Here is a 15,936-nt window from a genome sequence, read left to right as displayed (position 1 = left end):
CAAAACACGGGAAAGCAGAACAGGTCGGCATGTTAGCCCTTTGTCTAACATTCATCACCCCTCAAAATTCGAGGGCTAACTTACCTTTAAATTTTTTTTGCCGTAGAATCAGCCAGCCTTTTAAGGCGCCAATGTCCGTTAGAAGCTGTTTTCAAAGCGTCACGAGCACAGTCGTTCCTTCAGAGCGGTGTTGGCGAAGGGTTTTTCAGCGGTGAAAAACCTGACGCCAACCCTCATCAGCTCCCCGTTCTGCAGGCGTAAAACTTTGAAAGCAGCTTCTGTAAGGAATTGCCGGTAATTCTGGCTAAGCGGCCCACAACGCCACGCAGCGCATGAGTACGGCAATTTCGGGATGAGCGTCCCGGACACCCATTTGGGACCACTGATGAGGGTAATAACTGTGCTTGAAGCCTACCGCAAACATATCGAAGAGCGTGCAGCACTGGGTATCGTTCCCCAGCCGCTTAACGCCGAACAAACTGCAGGCCTGGTCGAGCTGCTGAAGAATCCCCCGGCTGGCGAAGAAGCTTTCCTCGTTGACCTGATCACCAATCGCGTTCCGCCAGGCGTGGACGAAGCGGCCTATGTAAAGGCCGGTTTCCTCTCTGCCCTCGCCAAAGGCGAAGCCAAATCCCCTCTGATCGACAAGAAACGCGCTGTTGAACTGCTCGGCACCATGCAAGGCGGCTACAACATCGTGACGCTGGTCAATCTGCTGGACGACGCCGAACTGGCACCAGTAGCTGCCGAAGAACTCAAGCACACCCTGCTGATGTTCGATGCTTTCCACGATGTTGCTGAACGCGCCAAGAACGGCAACGTTCACGCCAAAGGCGTTCTGCAATCCTGGGCCGACGGCGAGTGGTTCAAGAATCGCCCTGTGCTGGCCGACAAGATCAGCCTGCGCGTGTTCAAGGTGACTGGCGAAACCAACACCGACGACCTGTCCCCTGCTCCTGATGCCTGGTCCCGCCCGGACATCCCGCTGCACGCCCTGGCCATGCTGAAAATGGCTCGCGACGGCATCGTGCCGGACGTGCAAGGCTCCATCGGTCCGATGAAGCAGATCGAAGAAATGCGCAACAGCGGCTTCCCGATCGCCTACGTCGGTGACGTGGTCGGTACCGGTTCGTCGCGTAAATCGGCCACCAACTCGGTGCTGTGGTTCTTCGGCGACGACGTTCCTTTCGTGCCGAACAAGCGTGCTGGCGGTTTCTGCTTCGGCAGCAAGATCGCTCCGATCTTCTACAACACCATGGAAGATGCCGGCGCACTGCCAATCGAATTCGATGTGACCAACATCAACATGGGCGACGTGATCGACCTGTACCCGCACGCTGGCAAAGTCTGCAAGCACGGTACCGACGAAGTCATCACCACCTTCGAAATGAAGACCCCTGTGCTGTTGGACGAAGTCCGTGCCGGCGGTCGTATTCCGCTGATCATCGGCCGTGGCCTGACCGACAAGGCTCGCGCCGAACTGGGTCTGCCAGCGTTCGACCTGTTCAAGAAACCGGATGCCCCGATCGAAAGCACCAAGGGTTTCACCCTGGCGCAGAAAATGGTCGGCAAGGCATGCGGCGTAGCCGGTGTACGTCCAGGCACCTACTGCGAACCGAAGATGACCACCGTGGGTTCCCAGGACACCACCGGTCCAATGACCCGTGACGAACTGAAAGACCTGGCGTGCCTGGGCTTCTCCGCTGATCTGGTGATGCAGTCGTTCTGCCACACCGCGGCTTATCCAAAGCCGATCGACGTGACCACCCACCACACCCTGCCTGACTTCATCATGACCCGCGGCGGCGTTTCCCTGCGTCCGGGCGACGGCATCATCCACAGCTGGCTGAACCGCATGCTGCTGCCGGACACCGTCGGTACCGGTGGTGACTCGCACACCCGTTTCCCGATGGGCATTTCGTTCCCGGCCGGTTCCGGTCTGGTCGCATTCGCCGCTGCCACCGGCGTAATGCCGCTGGACATGCCGGAATCGATCCTGGTGCGCTTCAAAGGCGAAATGCAACCGGGCGTCACCCTGCGTGACCTGGTTCATGCCATTCCTTACTTCGCGATTCAGGCTGGCCTGCTGACCGTCGAGAAGAAAGGCAAGAAGAACGCCTTCTCCGGCCGCATCCTGGAAATCGAAGGCCTGGACAACCTGAGCATCGAACAGGCTTTCGAGCTGTCCGACGCCTCGGCCGAACGTTCGGCTGCCGGTTGCACCATCAAGCTGTCGAAAGAGTCGATCACCGAGTACCTGCAATCGAACATCACCCTGCTGCGCTGGATGATCGGTGAAGGCTACGGTGATGTACGTACCCTGGAACGTCGTGCTCAAGCGATGGAAGCCTGGATCGCCAACCCTGAGTTGATGGTTGCCGATGCTGACGCCGAATACGCTGAAGTCATCGAAATCGACCTGGCCGACATCAAGGAGCCTGTGCTCTGCGCGCCAAACGATCCGGACGACGCCCGTCTGCTGTCCAGCGTTGCTGGCGAGAAGATCGACGAAGTGTTCATCGGTTCGTGCATGACCAACATCGGTCACTTCCGCGCTGCCGGCAAGTTGCTGGAACAGGTCAAGGGTCAGCTGCCAACCCGTCTGTGGCTGTCGCCGCCGACCAAAATGGACGCTCACCAGCTGACCGAAGAAGGCTACTACGGCATCTACGGCAAGGCCGGCGCACGCATGGAAATGCCAGGCTGCTCGCTGTGCATGGGTAACCAGGCACGTGTAGAGCCGAACTCGACTGTTGTGTCGACGTCGACCCGTAACTTCCCGAACCGTCTGGGCGACGGCGCGAACGTCTACCTGGCTTCGGCCGAGCTGGCGTCCGTTGCGTCCATCCTGGGTCGCCTGCCGACCGTCGAGGAGTACATGGAATACGCTGGCAAGATCGACAGCATGGCGGCCGACGTTTACCGCTACCTGTCCTTCGACCAGATCGCCGAGTTCCGTGAAGCTGCTGCGAACGCCAACATCCCGGTCGTTCAAGCCTAACGCTACAAAGCAATAAAAAACGCCGCCCATCGTGAGATGAGCGGCGTTTTTTTATGCCCCACAAAAACCTGTAGGAGCGAGGCTTGCCCGCGAAAGCCATCACACGGACACACTGCCGGACCGCGTAATCGTTCTTCGCGGGCAAGCCTCGCTCCTACGGGGGATATGTCAGGCTGTCAGGGAGTAGATCAACGCCGAAATCGCCACCAGGCCTACCGCCGTCACGAAGACGTTAGAGGCTTGACCACGAAAGCGCGCCATCGCCGGAACCTTGCGGATCGCGTACATCGGCATCAGGAACAGGATCGCCGCGATGATCGGGCCACCGAGGGTTTCGATCATGCCGAGAATGCTCGGGTTCAGCGTGGCAACGATCCAGCAGACCACCAACATGAACGCCGCCGTCATGCGGTCCAGCGTCTTCGGTGCCGGGCGTTTGCCGCTCTTGACGATCAGGCCCTTCAAGCCTTCGCTGGCGCCGATGTAGTGGCCCAGGAAAGACTTGGAAATGGCCACGAAGGCAATCAACGGCGCCGCGAAGGCGATGGTCGGGTTGCTGAAGTGGTTGGCCAGGTACGACAGGATCGACAGGTTCTGCGCCTTGGCTTCCGCCAGTTGCGCCGGCGACAGTGTCAGCACGCAGCTGAAGACGAAGAACAGCACCATCACCACCATCAAGAGGTGGGCGCGGGACAGGATCTGCGAGCTGCGCTCTTCGGCGTGACCACCGTAGCGACGCTTCTGGTCCACCGCGAACGCCGAGATAATTGGCGAATGGTTGAACGAGAACACCATCACCGGAATCGCCAGCCACAAGGTGTGCAGCAGCGCCGACGACTCAGGCAGCGTGGTCGCGGTGCTGAGGATGCCGCCATTCCAGTGCGGCACCAGGAACACCGCCAAAAACAGCAGCGCGACGATGAACGGATACACCATCAGGCTCATGGCCTTGACGATCACCTGTTCACCGCAACGCACCACTGCCAACAGGCCAAGAATCAGCACGAATGACAGCACGGCGCGCGGCGGCGGCATGATGTGCAGTTGATGCTCGAGGAAACTGCCCACGGTGTTGGTCAGGGCCACGCTATAGATCAGCAGGATCGGGAAGATCGCGAAGAAGTACAGCAACGTGATCAACGCGCCGGCCTTGATGCCGAAGTGTTCTTCCACCACTTCGGTGATGTCGGCGCCTTCACGACCGGACAACACAAAGCGGGTCAGGCCACGGTGTGCGTAAAACGTCATGGGGAACGCCAGCACTGCCAGGATCAACAGCGGCCAGAAGCCGCCCAGCCCCGCGTTGATCGGCAAAAACAGGGTACCGGCCCCGATTGCCGTGCCAAACAGGCCCAACATCCAGGTGGTGTCATGGCGATTCCAGCTTTCGAGAGTCGCTGGTGTCGCCGCTACATAGCGTTCGTCGACGCTATTGGCCTGATCATTCATCCGCTCGGATCTCCGCTTTCCGGTCACTTGCTACCCGGTCAGGACGAGTCGGAAAAACCCGACAGGCAGCGCCCTGGCCGAAACAGGGGCGCGATTGTCCGGGATTAATGAGCAGAAGCAAAGACTTAGCTGAGGAATGGTTATACGGATCAGATGCAGGTGGCGAAACACGCGTTCTCCCGTAGGAGCGAGGCTTGCCCGCGAACCAGTCGCCTCGGTCCATCAGGAATACCGAGTAATCGTTCTTCGCGGGCAAGCCTCGCTCCTACGAATCGCGGACAAATGATCTAGTGTTGTCATTAGAAGGATCGCAGGCTTCGCCAGCTCCGATACCGGGAGCCAAAAACCCTGGCCATTGCCAAACCGCTCTGGAGTCAGCAATCTGAAGCGACGTTCGAGCCCGACATTCCGCTGCCCGCAGGAGCCCAGCATGACCGCAACTGTTCTGGTACTGGTTGAAACCATCAATGAATACCTGCCGATCCTCGAACGCCAGGGGTTTCATCTGATTCTGGCCCCGACCCCGGCCGAGCGCGCCGCTGCCATTGCCCGACAGGGCAGTCAGATCGATGCAGTGCTGACACGCGGTCCATTGGGCCTGCACGCCAATGAAATTGCCGCCCTGCCCAACCTCAAGATCATCTGCGTGATCGGCGCCGGCTACGAACACGTCGACCTGCAAGCCGCCGCCGACCGCGGTATCACCGTCACCAACGGGGCCGGCGTCAATGCCTCTTCCGTCGCCGACCACGCCATGGCATTGCTGCTGGCACTGGTGCGCGATATTCCTCGGGCCGATGCCGCTGTGCGTCGGGGCGAATGGCCGAAAATCATGCGCCCTTCCCTGGCCGGCAAACGCCTGGGCATCCTCGGCCTTGGGGCCGTTGGCATCGCTATCGCCAAACGTGCCGCCAACGGCTTCGACATGAGCGTGAGTTACCACAACCGCCAGCATCGCAGCGACGTGCCCTACAGCTTCTGCTCCACGCCGGCCGACCTGGCACGCCACTCGGACTTTCTGATCATTGCCGCACCCGGCGGGCTCGGCACCCAACACTTGATCAACAGGCAGGTACTCGACGCTTTAGGGCCCAACGGATTTATCGTCAACATCGCGCGGGCCAGCGTGATCGTCACGGCAGACCTGATCAGCGCGCTGGAACAGCGACGGATCGCCGGCGCCGCACTGGATGTCTTCGATAACGAACCCCAGGTGCCGGACGCCCTCAAGGGACTGGCCAACGTGATTCTGACCCCGCATGTCGCTGGATTGTCCCCGGAGGCCACCCAAGGCACCGTGGAACTGGTCGGCAAAAACCTGACGGCGTTTTTTTCCGGTCAACCGGTACTCACCCCCATTGCTTTACCGCCGCCGTCGGCAGCCGCCCGGAACACTCATTAAAGGACGCCCAACAGCGTCCAGAGTCGCCGGGATTCGGCATCGGCGCTGATCAATTCTCCAAGCAGCTCACTCAGGGGCTTGTTGCCCCATTCCACGCCTCGTTTGATCAAATAGGGAACCGGGCTGTGGGGTTCGGTGCGCGCCAGGTACTCGGCGATCAACAGCAATTGCCGGTACGCCTCTTCACGATTCGCCGGCTCGCTGAACACCTGAGGCGCCGCAATGACGGGCGGCACGTCGGCCGGGCTCGATGCAACCACCGCTGGAGTTTCGACAGGCGCCGGGGTCGGTTTTCGTGGATGCATGGCGATGAACTCCTGAACCAGCGTCAACAATGCTTCGATCACATCCTGCAGCGCTTTGAAGCCTGGGGCCTGATTGCCGAGATAAGCATCGCTCCATACCTCCAGGCGTTGCAGGTGCTGCTGGCTGAGCAGCAGCGTGCCCTGGCTGCGCAACCAGAATGATAACGGGGTGGCGCGAATCTGCTCCGTCAGTTTCTTCTGTTCGTTACGCGCGTTCTCCGCCGAGGTCTTGGCCGTTTTACTGTCGCTGGCCTGTACCTGTTGCAGCTGCAACCGACGCCAGGCATCCAGACAGAAGCCATCGAACTCGTTGTTGCGCGGCTCGAACACCGGCACTCGGGTGAGCAACACTTCAGCGTAGCGTCGAGCCAGCCATTCGAGCGGAATCACCCGCCATGACTGATCGCCGTCCTCAGCCCGTGGGTGCAGGTGCTCGGGATAGCGTTCGCATAACCCGGCCACCAGCGCCAGGCTGCCCGGCAAACCTTCGAGCCCATCCTGATGCAGCCAGGCCTCACCCAGCCAGGCGCTGAGCATCAAATCCTTGCTGCGTTCGAGCAGCAGGCTGGTGGTCAGCTTTTCCAGTTCTGGCCATTGGGCGCGTTTGATCGACGACTGCCACACCCCCGTGGGCAAACTGGTGTCATCCTCGCGGCGCAGTTCGCGCAACCGGTCGAACTCGGGCTCATAACGCAGGTCCTGACCACAGGGCGCCTCCACGCTGATAGGTTCGAGCAACTGGGTAATCAGTTCCGGCAACGGCGTTGAAGGTTGATTCACAGGCCCTCCTTATCGGATTCGATGTCATGGGCCTCAATGCCCGCGGTCGATCTCGTCACCATGAACGGTGAGCGTGGGGCCCGGGTTGGCAAGGGCTGAATGGACAGCGGCAATTTCGAGCCCTGGGTCATCAACGACAGGCGCACAAACATCAGGGTTTGCTCGGCGGTGGTGGTGTTGGCCAGCGTCGTCACGGGCAGGCGCAAGGTCAACGGAAAGTCCGTGTAGTCCATGTTCGGCTGGCGTTGCACCGACACGTGCGAACGCATCAAGCGTAATAACGACCACGGCCCGCTGTACTCCCAGCCCGCTTCCAGATCCCGCACCACCAGGCTCGGCTGCAACGGATCGTTGGCCGGGCGCTGGTAGCCATTTCGGGCCCAACGCAAGGTCAGCCGGATCGGTTGGCCGACCATCCAGCGCAGGTTCTGCTGAGCCTCACCGGGATAGCTGAGCTGTTGATTGCCGGCATTCAAGCCCCAGGCAATCACCTGATCGGCACCGCGCTCTTCCTCTCGATCGGTGCGCCAGCGCACGTCCATCTCCAGCCCCAACACACCGCTTTTGTCGCGTACAAACATCGGGCCCAGCCACGTGCTGGCTTGCTTCAGACGATTGAGAAAGTCCTCGGCGGCCAGGCGTTCCGGGGTCTGGCTCAGCAACAATCCGGCCTGCGCCACCGGCAAACGCTTGTCGATCAGCTCCAGCAAATGCTGAACCCTGGCCGGATCGGCGTCGGCGGCCTGGAGGCCATTGGCAAACGGAAAGCGCTCCGCCAGGTACTGATTGAAATAGTTGGCCAGGTCGTTCCACGCTGCCGCAGCCTGTTGCTGTTGCAGGAACTGGCAGCGTTGCATGGCGGTTTGTTGCAGATCCACCGCCCGCAGCGCCAGTGTTCCGCGCCCGCCAGACAGGTTGGCGGTTTGCAGGATCTGGCCACAGGACGTGGCGTCCATTTCGATGAAGTCGCGGCTCACCAATTGCTCGATCTGCGCCGGCGAACTGGCGGGATTCTGTTCCTTGTACTTGAGCAGTTCGTCGTTGAGCGCACTGAACTGCGTCACGCGTTCATAATCCAGCGCCGAGAGGTTCTGTTGCTGGACTTTCAGCCATTCCAGCGCCGAGGTGCGGCGTTCGGTGATGCCGAGCATGGTGTTGAATTGCTGCTTGAGGCTCAGTTTCAGATCCTGCACGTCGCTGGCGCCATACAGTTGCAGGCCGAGGTTTTTCGAGCCGTCCCACTGGCTGATTTCGGTGCGCCCGCTGAACAGCGGCTGGGCGACGATTTCGTCGAGGCCGCTGACGACTTCGGCCAGGGCGCGGCGGTTCAAGGCAGTTTGCAAACGCGTGGCCAGATCGCTGCGACGCACCTCGATAAAGGCTTTCTGCAAGGCAATCGCCTGGGAGGCCTGCACATTGAAGACGCCCCTGTTGGCCTGTGCATTGTGTTCACGCAGGCTCGACAACATGGCCTTGACCACCGCGCCTTCGGCCGCTTGCAACAACGCGCCGCGATACGCCGGGGGAATGCGTGGCAACTCTTCGGCGGCGTAACTCTTGTAGCTGGCGAAATAGTTCAGCGCACTGTCGAGGTCGTCGCCATCAACGCCTTGCCCTTGCCCATCCGGGGCTTCGGAGCGATCCGCCTGTAAGGCGATGGCCACAAAGTCACGCTTGAACAGCGCCTGCACCGCGTTGTTGAGCTGCACCACATGTTCCTGCAAGACCAGTTGCCCGCTGCCTTGCTGAATCAATAAATTGTCCCGGGAGCCGGCCTGGACGATCCATTGATCGCGAAAACTCTGTTGCAGCTTGGCCGCCTGCATTTCCAACTGTTGCTCCAGTTGCGGTCCGAGCAAGGCGCTTTTGCGCACGTTGTCCAGCAACTCGCGATAGCCAGGCACCAGGTCCTGCCCCTTGCCGCGCCCCCACGCCGAATTCGTCAAACCGATCACGGTTTGCAGGTCATCGACCAGTGCTCGCAAATCCTCGAGCTCGGTGAGGGAGTTGCCACTGCCGGCCTCCAGCCGCTCCAGATGCAGCTTGAGATAACCGGCCTGGCGCACGAAATTGTCGGCCAGGAAATACTGGTCCAGCCAGCGCTCCATGAGCCCGAGGAAATTTTCCTCGATCACCGGGCGCTCGACGGTCAGGTCCAGCGGTCGCAAATCGCTGCCATCAGCATCAAACAACGCACGGTTGTAAAAACCGGCGCGGTGCAAAGTACCGACGTTGAGGTTCAGCGACAATGCGTTGTTGCTCAACAACACCAGGTCTTCGAGGGGAGCCTTGGGGTTGTTCAGCGCCTGACTGAACCACTGGTTCTGCTGTTCCAGATTCACCGCACGCTCCACCAGATCCTTGGCCTTGACGTAGTTTTGCCATTGGGCCGGATCTTCGCTTTCGACATTGCCTCGTCGTTCGGTGTTGCGGATGGTCTTGAGTTGCGCCAGCTCCGCGCTCAACAGGTCGCGTAACGGCAACATCAAATGGCTCTGGGCGGTCAGGCGCAACTCGCTCGCCAACTGCGCATCCAGCGAAGAGAACCAGGAGGTCGGAAATACCACTGAAGAGAAGCTCCAGCCCGGCGCCTTTTCCAGCACCCGCCAGAAGCTCTGGACATTGCGCCGGGTCGACTCCAGCCGATGAGATTCATCGGTGACCGCCGCGTAGTTTTTCTGCGCCCCTTGCAGCAGGCGCGAGAGTTCATGGGCCTCTTTGACCGAATCCTGCCAGACCCACAGCATGCCCACGCCCCAAACCACCGCGACCACTAGCGCCACCCCACCGGTCACGCGCTGCCAGCGTTGACGCAGGCGTAACAGACGCGGCACCACCTGGGCCAGACCTCGCTCGGCGACCACCCGCCGCTGCCACAATTGCCGGGCAAAGGCGCTCTGCTGCAACCCGGTGTCATAAGCCGAAAATCCGTCAGCGCTGTCTTCCGAGGGCTGATTGGCAGTGAAATAAATACCGCGAAAGCGTGGCGCCTCACCTTGAGCATTGCCTTGGAAAACCGGCTCCAACAAGGATTGCAGATGGCGCCGCAAGGCTTCGAAGCGTTCCGGCAAACCATACAGCGCAGTGCTCAGTTGCCCGGACAAGGCGCCGATTTCGATGATCGATTCCGCCAGGGCCCGAGTCACCTGATCCAGCGCCTGATCGCTCCACTGCGCCTGCCAGACCGCATCGGGTCCGTGGGGCGACGACCAGCCCAGCGTGCGTTCGCGGGCCTCGACCGGCAGCGCGGTGATCAACTCCTGAAAGCCCGGCAACTCTTCCATGCCGGTAATCACCACGTACACCGGCAGGCTCAGCCCGAACCGTTGCAACACATCGATGAAGCGTCGACGCGCCGCCAACCCGAGGGTCGCGGCTTGCTCGACGTTGCCCAGTCGACTGACCGGCACTGTCCAGATCACTCCGTCCAGCGGACGTTGACTGCGCAAGCGCAGGATCAATCCCAGCAAGCGCCACCAGCCGCCGCGTTGCAAGTGCATGCCTTCGTCCGGCAAAAACAGCGCCTGTGGCACCACCAACACTGCACCTTCAGGGTCCGACCACCAGCGACCGAACCAGGCTGGTTTGTCGGTGGGCTGCAAGCGCCACTGAGTACATAACTGCGTGCCCTGGGTTTCGTTGCCGAGCATCAGCAGCCATGGAATCTGGTATCGGTCCTGGGCGCCCTGCTCCTGCTCCATGTGCCGCACCGCCAGATAAAAACTGCGAATCGCCGCGCCGCTTTGCGTGCGCAACCACCAGACCGCTACCCCGACAATCGCCAGCAGCAACAGCACGGCAATGACGAGGCCGATAATCCCCAGCGTGCTCATGAGTCTTGCTCCGAGGCGGCCACGGAATCGGTCATCTGCAACACCGGCTCGAGCTCCAGACGAATGTCACGCCAGAACAGCTGCCCCAACCCGGTCAGCAGCAGGACCATGGCGAGAATCCCCAGGCCCAGGCGAAAACCGTCGGGCAACGAAAGGCGCACCGGCAATTGCAGCGGCGGCACGGCCGAAGGTTGTTCGAGCCGGGCACTGACGTCGGCATAATCCGCCTCGTGCTGCCAGGCAAAGGTGAACAGCGCCAGGCGCCATTTTTCATGTTGAGTCTGATTCTGTTCGCCGCGCAGACGGCCCTGAAACCCCAGCACCAGACACTGCAAATAGACATTGGCCAGATCGCGAGTGGTGGGGATCTGCTCGTCCAGCAGTTCCTTGATCGCCAGCGGTATCCGCTCACCGGCCTGACGGCTGGTGTACAAGCGCGATTCCAGCGGTTTTTCCTGCCAGGCCGACTGGCCCGGCCACGGCGTGAACAGCAAGGTTTCATCGACCAACGCGACGAAGGCATAAACCAGCGCCTTGACTTGCTCGGTGGCGGCGTCACCAACTTTGGCGAATGCCGTTCGCCACAGTCGTTGGGAGATTTGCGTAGACAGTTCGACCACCGCCTCCACCAGCGCTTCGTCCTCGCTGTCCTTGGGCAACTGGTTCCAGTCCTGGGACCATTGCTGCCAGGCCTGGCGAAAAGCACTGCTCAGCGGTGCTTCGTGGAGGCCTCGTGTACCCGACCCGGCATTCCCCTCAGACATAGGACGTTCCTTCCTTGATCAAGCACTTTCACTCGCCTGGGCCACAAACAACACCACTTGCCATGGACTGCTGGCCAGCCTGGAAGCCGGTGCGGCAATCAGCAACGGCAACTGCCCGTCGAACCATTGGCCTTCGGCCGTCACCACAAACAACCGCGTATCGTCGCCAACGCTATAAGCCACTTGTTCATTGCGACTCATGGCCTGATGGGACAAACCGCTCATGCGCTGGCGACTGAGCAGCGCGATGTGCGGCTGCGACGCAATGATCGCCCCGCGCAACCATTCGCTGGCGGCCTGCTCGCTGGCGCCGTTGGGCATGCGCAAACCGATGACCAGCCGTTGGCTCGGCTGATCGTCGGGCAATTGAATCGAGAAGGTCTGTTCGTTGCGTTCGAACGCCAGGCTGCGATAACCGGCGCGGATCAGTTCGAGGGTCTTTTCAAGCCAGTCGAGCACCGCTTCATAGCCGCGCTGCAGCTCAAGAAAGTCCAGCGGCGCGAACGCCGGAACGCCCGCCAATGGATCGAGCGCCGACCACGCGCCGGCCAACCCGAGCAGCAAGCCATACAGCGCTTGAGGCGTCGCCACTCGACTGTTCAGCAGGCCTTCGACTTCCGGCAGCCGCGCCCAGAGCGCCGTCAACTGGCGACGAATTTCCAGCGCGTCGTCCTGATTGCCGGCCTGCTGCGCCTGGCGCAAACGACCGGCGAGGAACATGCATTTTTCACGCGCCCTGGCGCACAGCCCCACCACTCGACGACCCAACACCGAGTCGGGCAACAGGCATGGCGTTGGCGGTGTGTAGGGCAACGAAAGAAAACCGCCGCCCTCCTTGCGAATTCTCAGCAGTGGCAGGCAGACGGAATCCGCCTTGTTCAGTTGCGTGCATAAGCGCGGGTTCGGACGCCAGACCGTGATCGATTCGGGGTACTCGCCGCTCGTGAGGTCCGGCAACGCATCGCCGATCACCGATTGCAGTCGCCCCTTGAGCGGCAGCAACTGCCCGGCGCGCCACAGCGGACTGATTGCCAGGTACACGGTGACGGTGGCGTTATCGGTGGCGTCGATCGCTTCACTGACGTCGAGCTCCAGCATCGGCCCCACACCGGCCTGCAGATTGACTGGCAAACCGTCCGGCAAGGTCGCCTGCAAATTGATCAGCCGGACGAGCCCGGCGCTCAATGCCGAAGGATCGAACTCGACTCGCGTCACGCCCCAGAACCACGGATTACAGGCCTGGGCGAAATGCGCCACCAGCGCCTCGGCCCGCAGCCCTTGCAACTGAAAATGCTGGGGCAACAACTGCATGCCCTCATGCCAGCAAACCGCGTCAGGTAGCAGACTCATACGACTCCTTTCGACATCTCGTGGCGCCGCGCAAATCGGCGGCCTGGCCCTACTTGAACACCGCAGCCCTTGTGGCGAGGGGGCTTGCCCCTTACCGCTTTTTGTAGGAGCCAGGCTTGCCGGCGAAGGCGCTCTTACGGACCCCTTCGCCGGCAAGCCTGGCTCCTACAGGTCCGATGTGCCCTTAACCTCTGTGTTCAGTTCGGGTGGTCGCTGACCAGCGTCATCTCGCGACTGTCGAACTTGAGCCAGGCGCTGTTCTGATCGTCCAGCCGTAACCGGTGTGCTCCGGGAGTGTTATAGCTGGCGAAGACTAAAAGTCCAGCCGCCCGCTGGCCCCCCAGCGGGAAGGGTTGTTTGTCGATGAATTGACCGGGCACCAGCTCCAGACCCCAGACCGTCATCAGCTGTCGGTAGTCACGCTGAAACTGCTCGCGTTCGGCGAACCACTGGCGGGCGGTAATGCCCGACAACTGCTTGAGCAGATCCGGGTCGTTCACCGCAATGAAGTCCACCGCGATCGGCGTGTCATCGTTGGCGCGGGGCGCGACGTCCAGCGTCAGGTTATCGAGGTCGACACGAGGTCCGAACAACGAACACCCGGTGAGTGACAGGAGCAGAACCAAAGAAAAAAAACGTACGTACAAAATGAATTTTCCTTTTCTCGATACAGTCCAAAAAAGCTTTTTGTTTGCTTTTTTATAGACCTGTTCTAGCGTCTTGGGTAGTTCGGTCGGCACGACGAATGTGGAAGGTTCGTCAAAGGAATGACAGGTCCTCTGCCCTCCCTTTCTAACCTACGGTCCAGTAAGGGAATGCGATGAAACGGGCCTCCCGATGCATTGCGCCCGCCTCATGCATCGGAGTCAGCCACCATGGCAGAAAGTACTCAGCACAAGCTCGACAGGGTTCGCCCGCCCCGGGTGCAAATCACCTACGACGTCGAAATCGGCAACGCAATCGAGAAGAAAGAATTGCCATTGGTGGTCGGCATTCTTGCCGACCTCTCCGGCAAACCTCTCGAGCCACTCCCGAAATTGAATGAACGGCGCTTCACCGAAATCGACCGCGACAACTTCAACGAAGTGCTCGCCTCGATCGGCCCGCGCGCCACCTTGCAGGTCACCAACACCCTCAGCGGCGACGACAGCAAACTCAACATCGAGCTCAACTTCAAACACATCGACGACTTCGATCCGGTCAAGGTGGTTGAGCAAGTGACCCCGCTGCGGCGTCTGTTCGAAGCCCGTCAGCGTCTGCGCGATCTGCTGACCAAGCTCGATGGCAACGATGATCTGGACAAGCTGTTGCGTGACGTCATCGCCAACACCGAGGGACTGCAAGAGATCAAGTCTGCCCGCCCGGAAACCGCTGCCCCCGCAGGCGATGCAGAAGTACCGGCCGAACCGCAAGCCTGATCGTTCATCCACTTAGGGAGAATTTGCCATGCCCGCCTCATCCGCCGCCCAGAGCCAAGCCAGCGACAGTACCGCCCAGACCTTGTCCCTGCTTGATGAAATCATCGCCAAAGGCCGCATGGCCCATGACGACAGCCAGCAAGATTACGCCCGCGACATGCTCGCGGAATTCGCCACCCAGGTACTCGACGAAGGCATGGCCATCGACAAGGACACCGTGGCGATGATCAACGACCGCATCAGCCAGATCGATGAGCTGATCAGCGCTCAGCTCAACGAAGTATTGCACCACCCGGACCTGCAGAAACTCGAAGCCTCCTGGCGTGGCCTGCACCTGCTGGTGAAAAACACCGAGACCAGTTCCCGGCTGAAACTGCGTCTGCTAAATGTGACCCAGAAAGAGCTGCAGAACGATCTGGAAAAAGCCGTCGAGTTCGACCAGAGCGCGCTGTTCAAGAAGATCTACGAAGAAGAATACGGCACCTTCGGCGGCCACCCGTTCAGCCTGCTGGTGGGTGACTACACCTTCGGCCGGCACCCGCAGGACATCGGCCTGCTGGAGAAACTCTCGAACGTCGCCGCGGCCGCTCACGCGCCGTTCATCGCTGCCGCCAGCCCCCGGCTGTTCGACATGAACAGCTTCACCGAACTGGCCGTGCCGCGTGACCTGTCGAAAGTCTTCGAAAGCCAGGAGCTGATCAAGTGGCGCTCGTTCCGCGAAAGCGAAGATTCGCGTTATGTGTCGCTGGTGCTGCCGCACTTCTTGCTGCGTCTGCCCTACGGCCCTGACACGTCGCCGGTGGAAGGCATCAACTACGTCGAAGACGTCAACGGCAGCGACCACGGCAAATATCTGTGGGGCAATGCTGCGTGGGCCTTGTCGCAACGAATCACCGAAGCTTTCGCCAAGTACGGCTGGTGCGCGGCGATTCGCGGTGCCGAAGGCGGTGGTGCGGTGGAAGGCCTGCCGGCCCATACCTTCCGCACAACCTCTGGCGACCTGTCGCTCAAATGCCCGACCGAAGTGGCGATCACCGACCGACGCGAGAAAGAGCTCAACGACCTCGGCTTCATCGCCCTGTGCCACAAGAAAAACAGCGACGTGGCAGTGTTCTTCGGCGGCCAGACCACCAACAAGTCCAAGCTCTACAACACCAATGAGGCGAACGCCAACGCGCGGATTTCGGCGATGCTGCCGTACGTGCTCGCGGCCTCGCGTTTCGCCCACTACCTGAAGGTGATCATGCGCGACAAGGTCGGCAGTTTCATGACCCGCGACAACGTGCAGACCTACCTCAACAACTGGATCGCCGACTACGTGCTGATCAACGACAACGCGCCGCAAGAGATCAAGGCGCAGTACCCGTTGCGTGAAGCCCGGGTGGATGTGACCGAGGTGGCCGGCAAACCTGGCGCCTACAAGGCCACGGTGTTCCTGCGGCCACACTTCCAGCTCGAAGAGCTGACCGCATCGATCCGCCTGGTCGCGACCCTGCCGCCACCGGTAGCCGCCTAAAGTCGGTGAAACCTCTGTGGCGAGGGGGCTTGCCCCCGTTGGGGCGCGCAGCGGCCCTTGCTTTTAGGTCTGCTGCGCAGCCCAACGGGGGCTAGCCCCCTCGCCACAGGTCTAAATT

The 15,936-nt window shown here is 60.8% G+C and carries 10 protein-coding genes; 4 read left to right on the top strand and 6 right to left on the bottom strand.

All coding sequences use genetic code 11. The annotated features are described in order from the left end of the window. Positions 1 to 400 precede the first annotated feature (400 nt). Entirely contained in the window at positions 401 to 3,001 is a 2,601-nt protein-coding gene (gene acnB / locus AB7M22_RS09615) for a bifunctional aconitate hydratase 2/2-methylisocitrate dehydratase (protein WP_032835413.1), read from the top strand. Between the two features lie 168 nt (positions 3,002 to 3,169). Here the strand turns inward: acnB and AB7M22_RS09610 are convergent, their stop codons facing one another. Next, entirely contained in the window at positions 3,170 to 4,450 is a 1,281-nt protein-coding gene (locus AB7M22_RS09610) for a serine/threonine transporter (protein ID WP_008009659.1), read from the bottom strand. Positions 4,451 to 4,880: 430 nt separating this feature from the next. Between AB7M22_RS09610 and AB7M22_RS09605 the strand changes: the two genes are divergently transcribed. Further along, positions 4,881 to 5,852, top strand: a complete 972-nt coding sequence (locus tag AB7M22_RS09605; RefSeq protein ID WP_454186085.1) for a 2-hydroxyacid dehydrogenase — start codon at positions 4,881 to 4,883, stop codon at positions 5,850 to 5,852. Here AB7M22_RS09605 and tssA read toward each other — a convergent pair. From tssA to AB7M22_RS09580, 5 genes are all read right to left on the bottom strand, one after another. Further along, the gene (gene tssA, locus AB7M22_RS09600; RefSeq protein ID WP_454186084.1) at positions 5,849 to 6,937 is read right to left on the bottom strand and encodes a type VI secretion system protein TssA; all 1,089 of its coding nucleotides are present in this window, start codon (positions 6,935 to 6,937) and stop codon (positions 5,849 to 5,851) included. The genes AB7M22_RS09605 and tssA overlap by 4 nt on opposite strands. Continuing rightward, positions 6,934 to 10,770, bottom strand: coding sequence for a type VI secretion system protein (locus tag AB7M22_RS09595; RefSeq protein ID WP_454186083.1), 3,837 nt, complete (start codon positions 10,768 to 10,770; stop codon positions 6,934 to 6,936). Before AB7M22_RS09595 ends, tssA begins: the two co-directional genes overlap by 4 nt. Next, positions 10,767 to 11,534: a DotU family type IV/VI secretion system protein gene (locus AB7M22_RS09590; RefSeq protein ID WP_454186082.1), complete on the bottom strand. Its 768-nt coding sequence runs from the start codon at positions 11,532 to 11,534 to the stop codon at positions 10,767 to 10,769. The genes AB7M22_RS09595 and AB7M22_RS09590 overlap by 4 nt, the downstream gene beginning before the upstream one ends. A gap of 18 nt (positions 11,535 to 11,552) precedes the next feature. Beyond that, positions 11,553 to 12,884: a type VI secretion system baseplate subunit TssK gene (gene tssK, locus AB7M22_RS09585; RefSeq protein WP_454186081.1), complete on the bottom strand. Its 1,332-nt coding sequence runs from the start codon at positions 12,882 to 12,884 to the stop codon at positions 11,553 to 11,555. A 197-nt stretch (positions 12,885 to 13,081) separates the two neighbouring features. After that, on the bottom strand, positions 13,082 to 13,531 hold the full coding sequence (locus tag AB7M22_RS09580) for a type VI secretion protein (RefSeq protein WP_454186080.1): 450 nt from the start codon (positions 13,529 to 13,531) through the stop codon (positions 13,082 to 13,084). A 228-nt stretch (positions 13,532 to 13,759) separates the two neighbouring features. Here AB7M22_RS09580 and tssB point away from each other — a divergent pair, with 228 nt between their 5' ends. Together tssB and tssC are read left to right on the top strand one after the other, a co-directional pair. After that, entirely contained in the window at positions 13,760 to 14,302 is a 543-nt protein-coding gene (tssB, locus tag AB7M22_RS09575; RefSeq protein ID WP_401172153.1) for a type VI secretion system contractile sheath small subunit, read from the top strand. Positions 14,303 to 14,330: 28 nt separating this feature from the next. After that, positions 14,331 to 15,818, top strand: coding sequence for a type VI secretion system contractile sheath large subunit (tssC, locus tag AB7M22_RS09570; RefSeq protein WP_008067879.1), 1,488 nt, complete (start codon positions 14,331 to 14,333; stop codon positions 15,816 to 15,818). Positions 15,819 to 15,936 lie beyond the last annotated feature (118 nt).

It is taken from the genome of Pseudomonas sp. ADAK2 TE3594, from assembly GCF_053628675.1.
The sequence above is the reverse complement of the archived record's forward strand: the minus strand, read 5'-3'. Positions and strand labels throughout refer to the sequence as shown.

Bases quoted from the DNA above. Each gene is read 5' to 3' on its own strand.
- tssC (WP_008067879.1), top strand. From the start codon at position 14,331: ATGCCCGCCTCATCCGCCGCCCAGAGCCAAGCCAGCGACAGTACCGCC.
- AB7M22_RS09610 (WP_008009659.1), bottom strand. From the start codon at position 4,450: ATGAATGATCAGGCCAATAGCGTCGACGAACGCTATGTAGCGGCGACA.
- AB7M22_RS09595 (WP_454186083.1), bottom strand. From the start codon at position 10,770: ATGAGCACGCTGGGGATTATCGGCCTCGTCATTGCCGTGCTGTTGCTG.
- tssK (WP_454186081.1), bottom strand. From the start codon at position 12,884: ATGAGTCTGCTACCTGACGCGGTTTGCTGGCATGAGGGCATGCAGTTG.
- AB7M22_RS09590 (WP_454186082.1), bottom strand. From the start codon at position 11,534: ATGTCTGAGGGGAATGCCGGGTCGGGTACACGAGGCCTCCACGAAGCA.
- tssB (WP_401172153.1), top strand. From the start codon at position 13,760: ATGGCAGAAAGTACTCAGCACAAGCTCGACAGGGTTCGCCCGCCCCGG.
- AB7M22_RS09605 (WP_454186085.1), top strand. From the start codon at position 4,881: ATGACCGCAACTGTTCTGGTACTGGTTGAAACCATCAATGAATACCTG.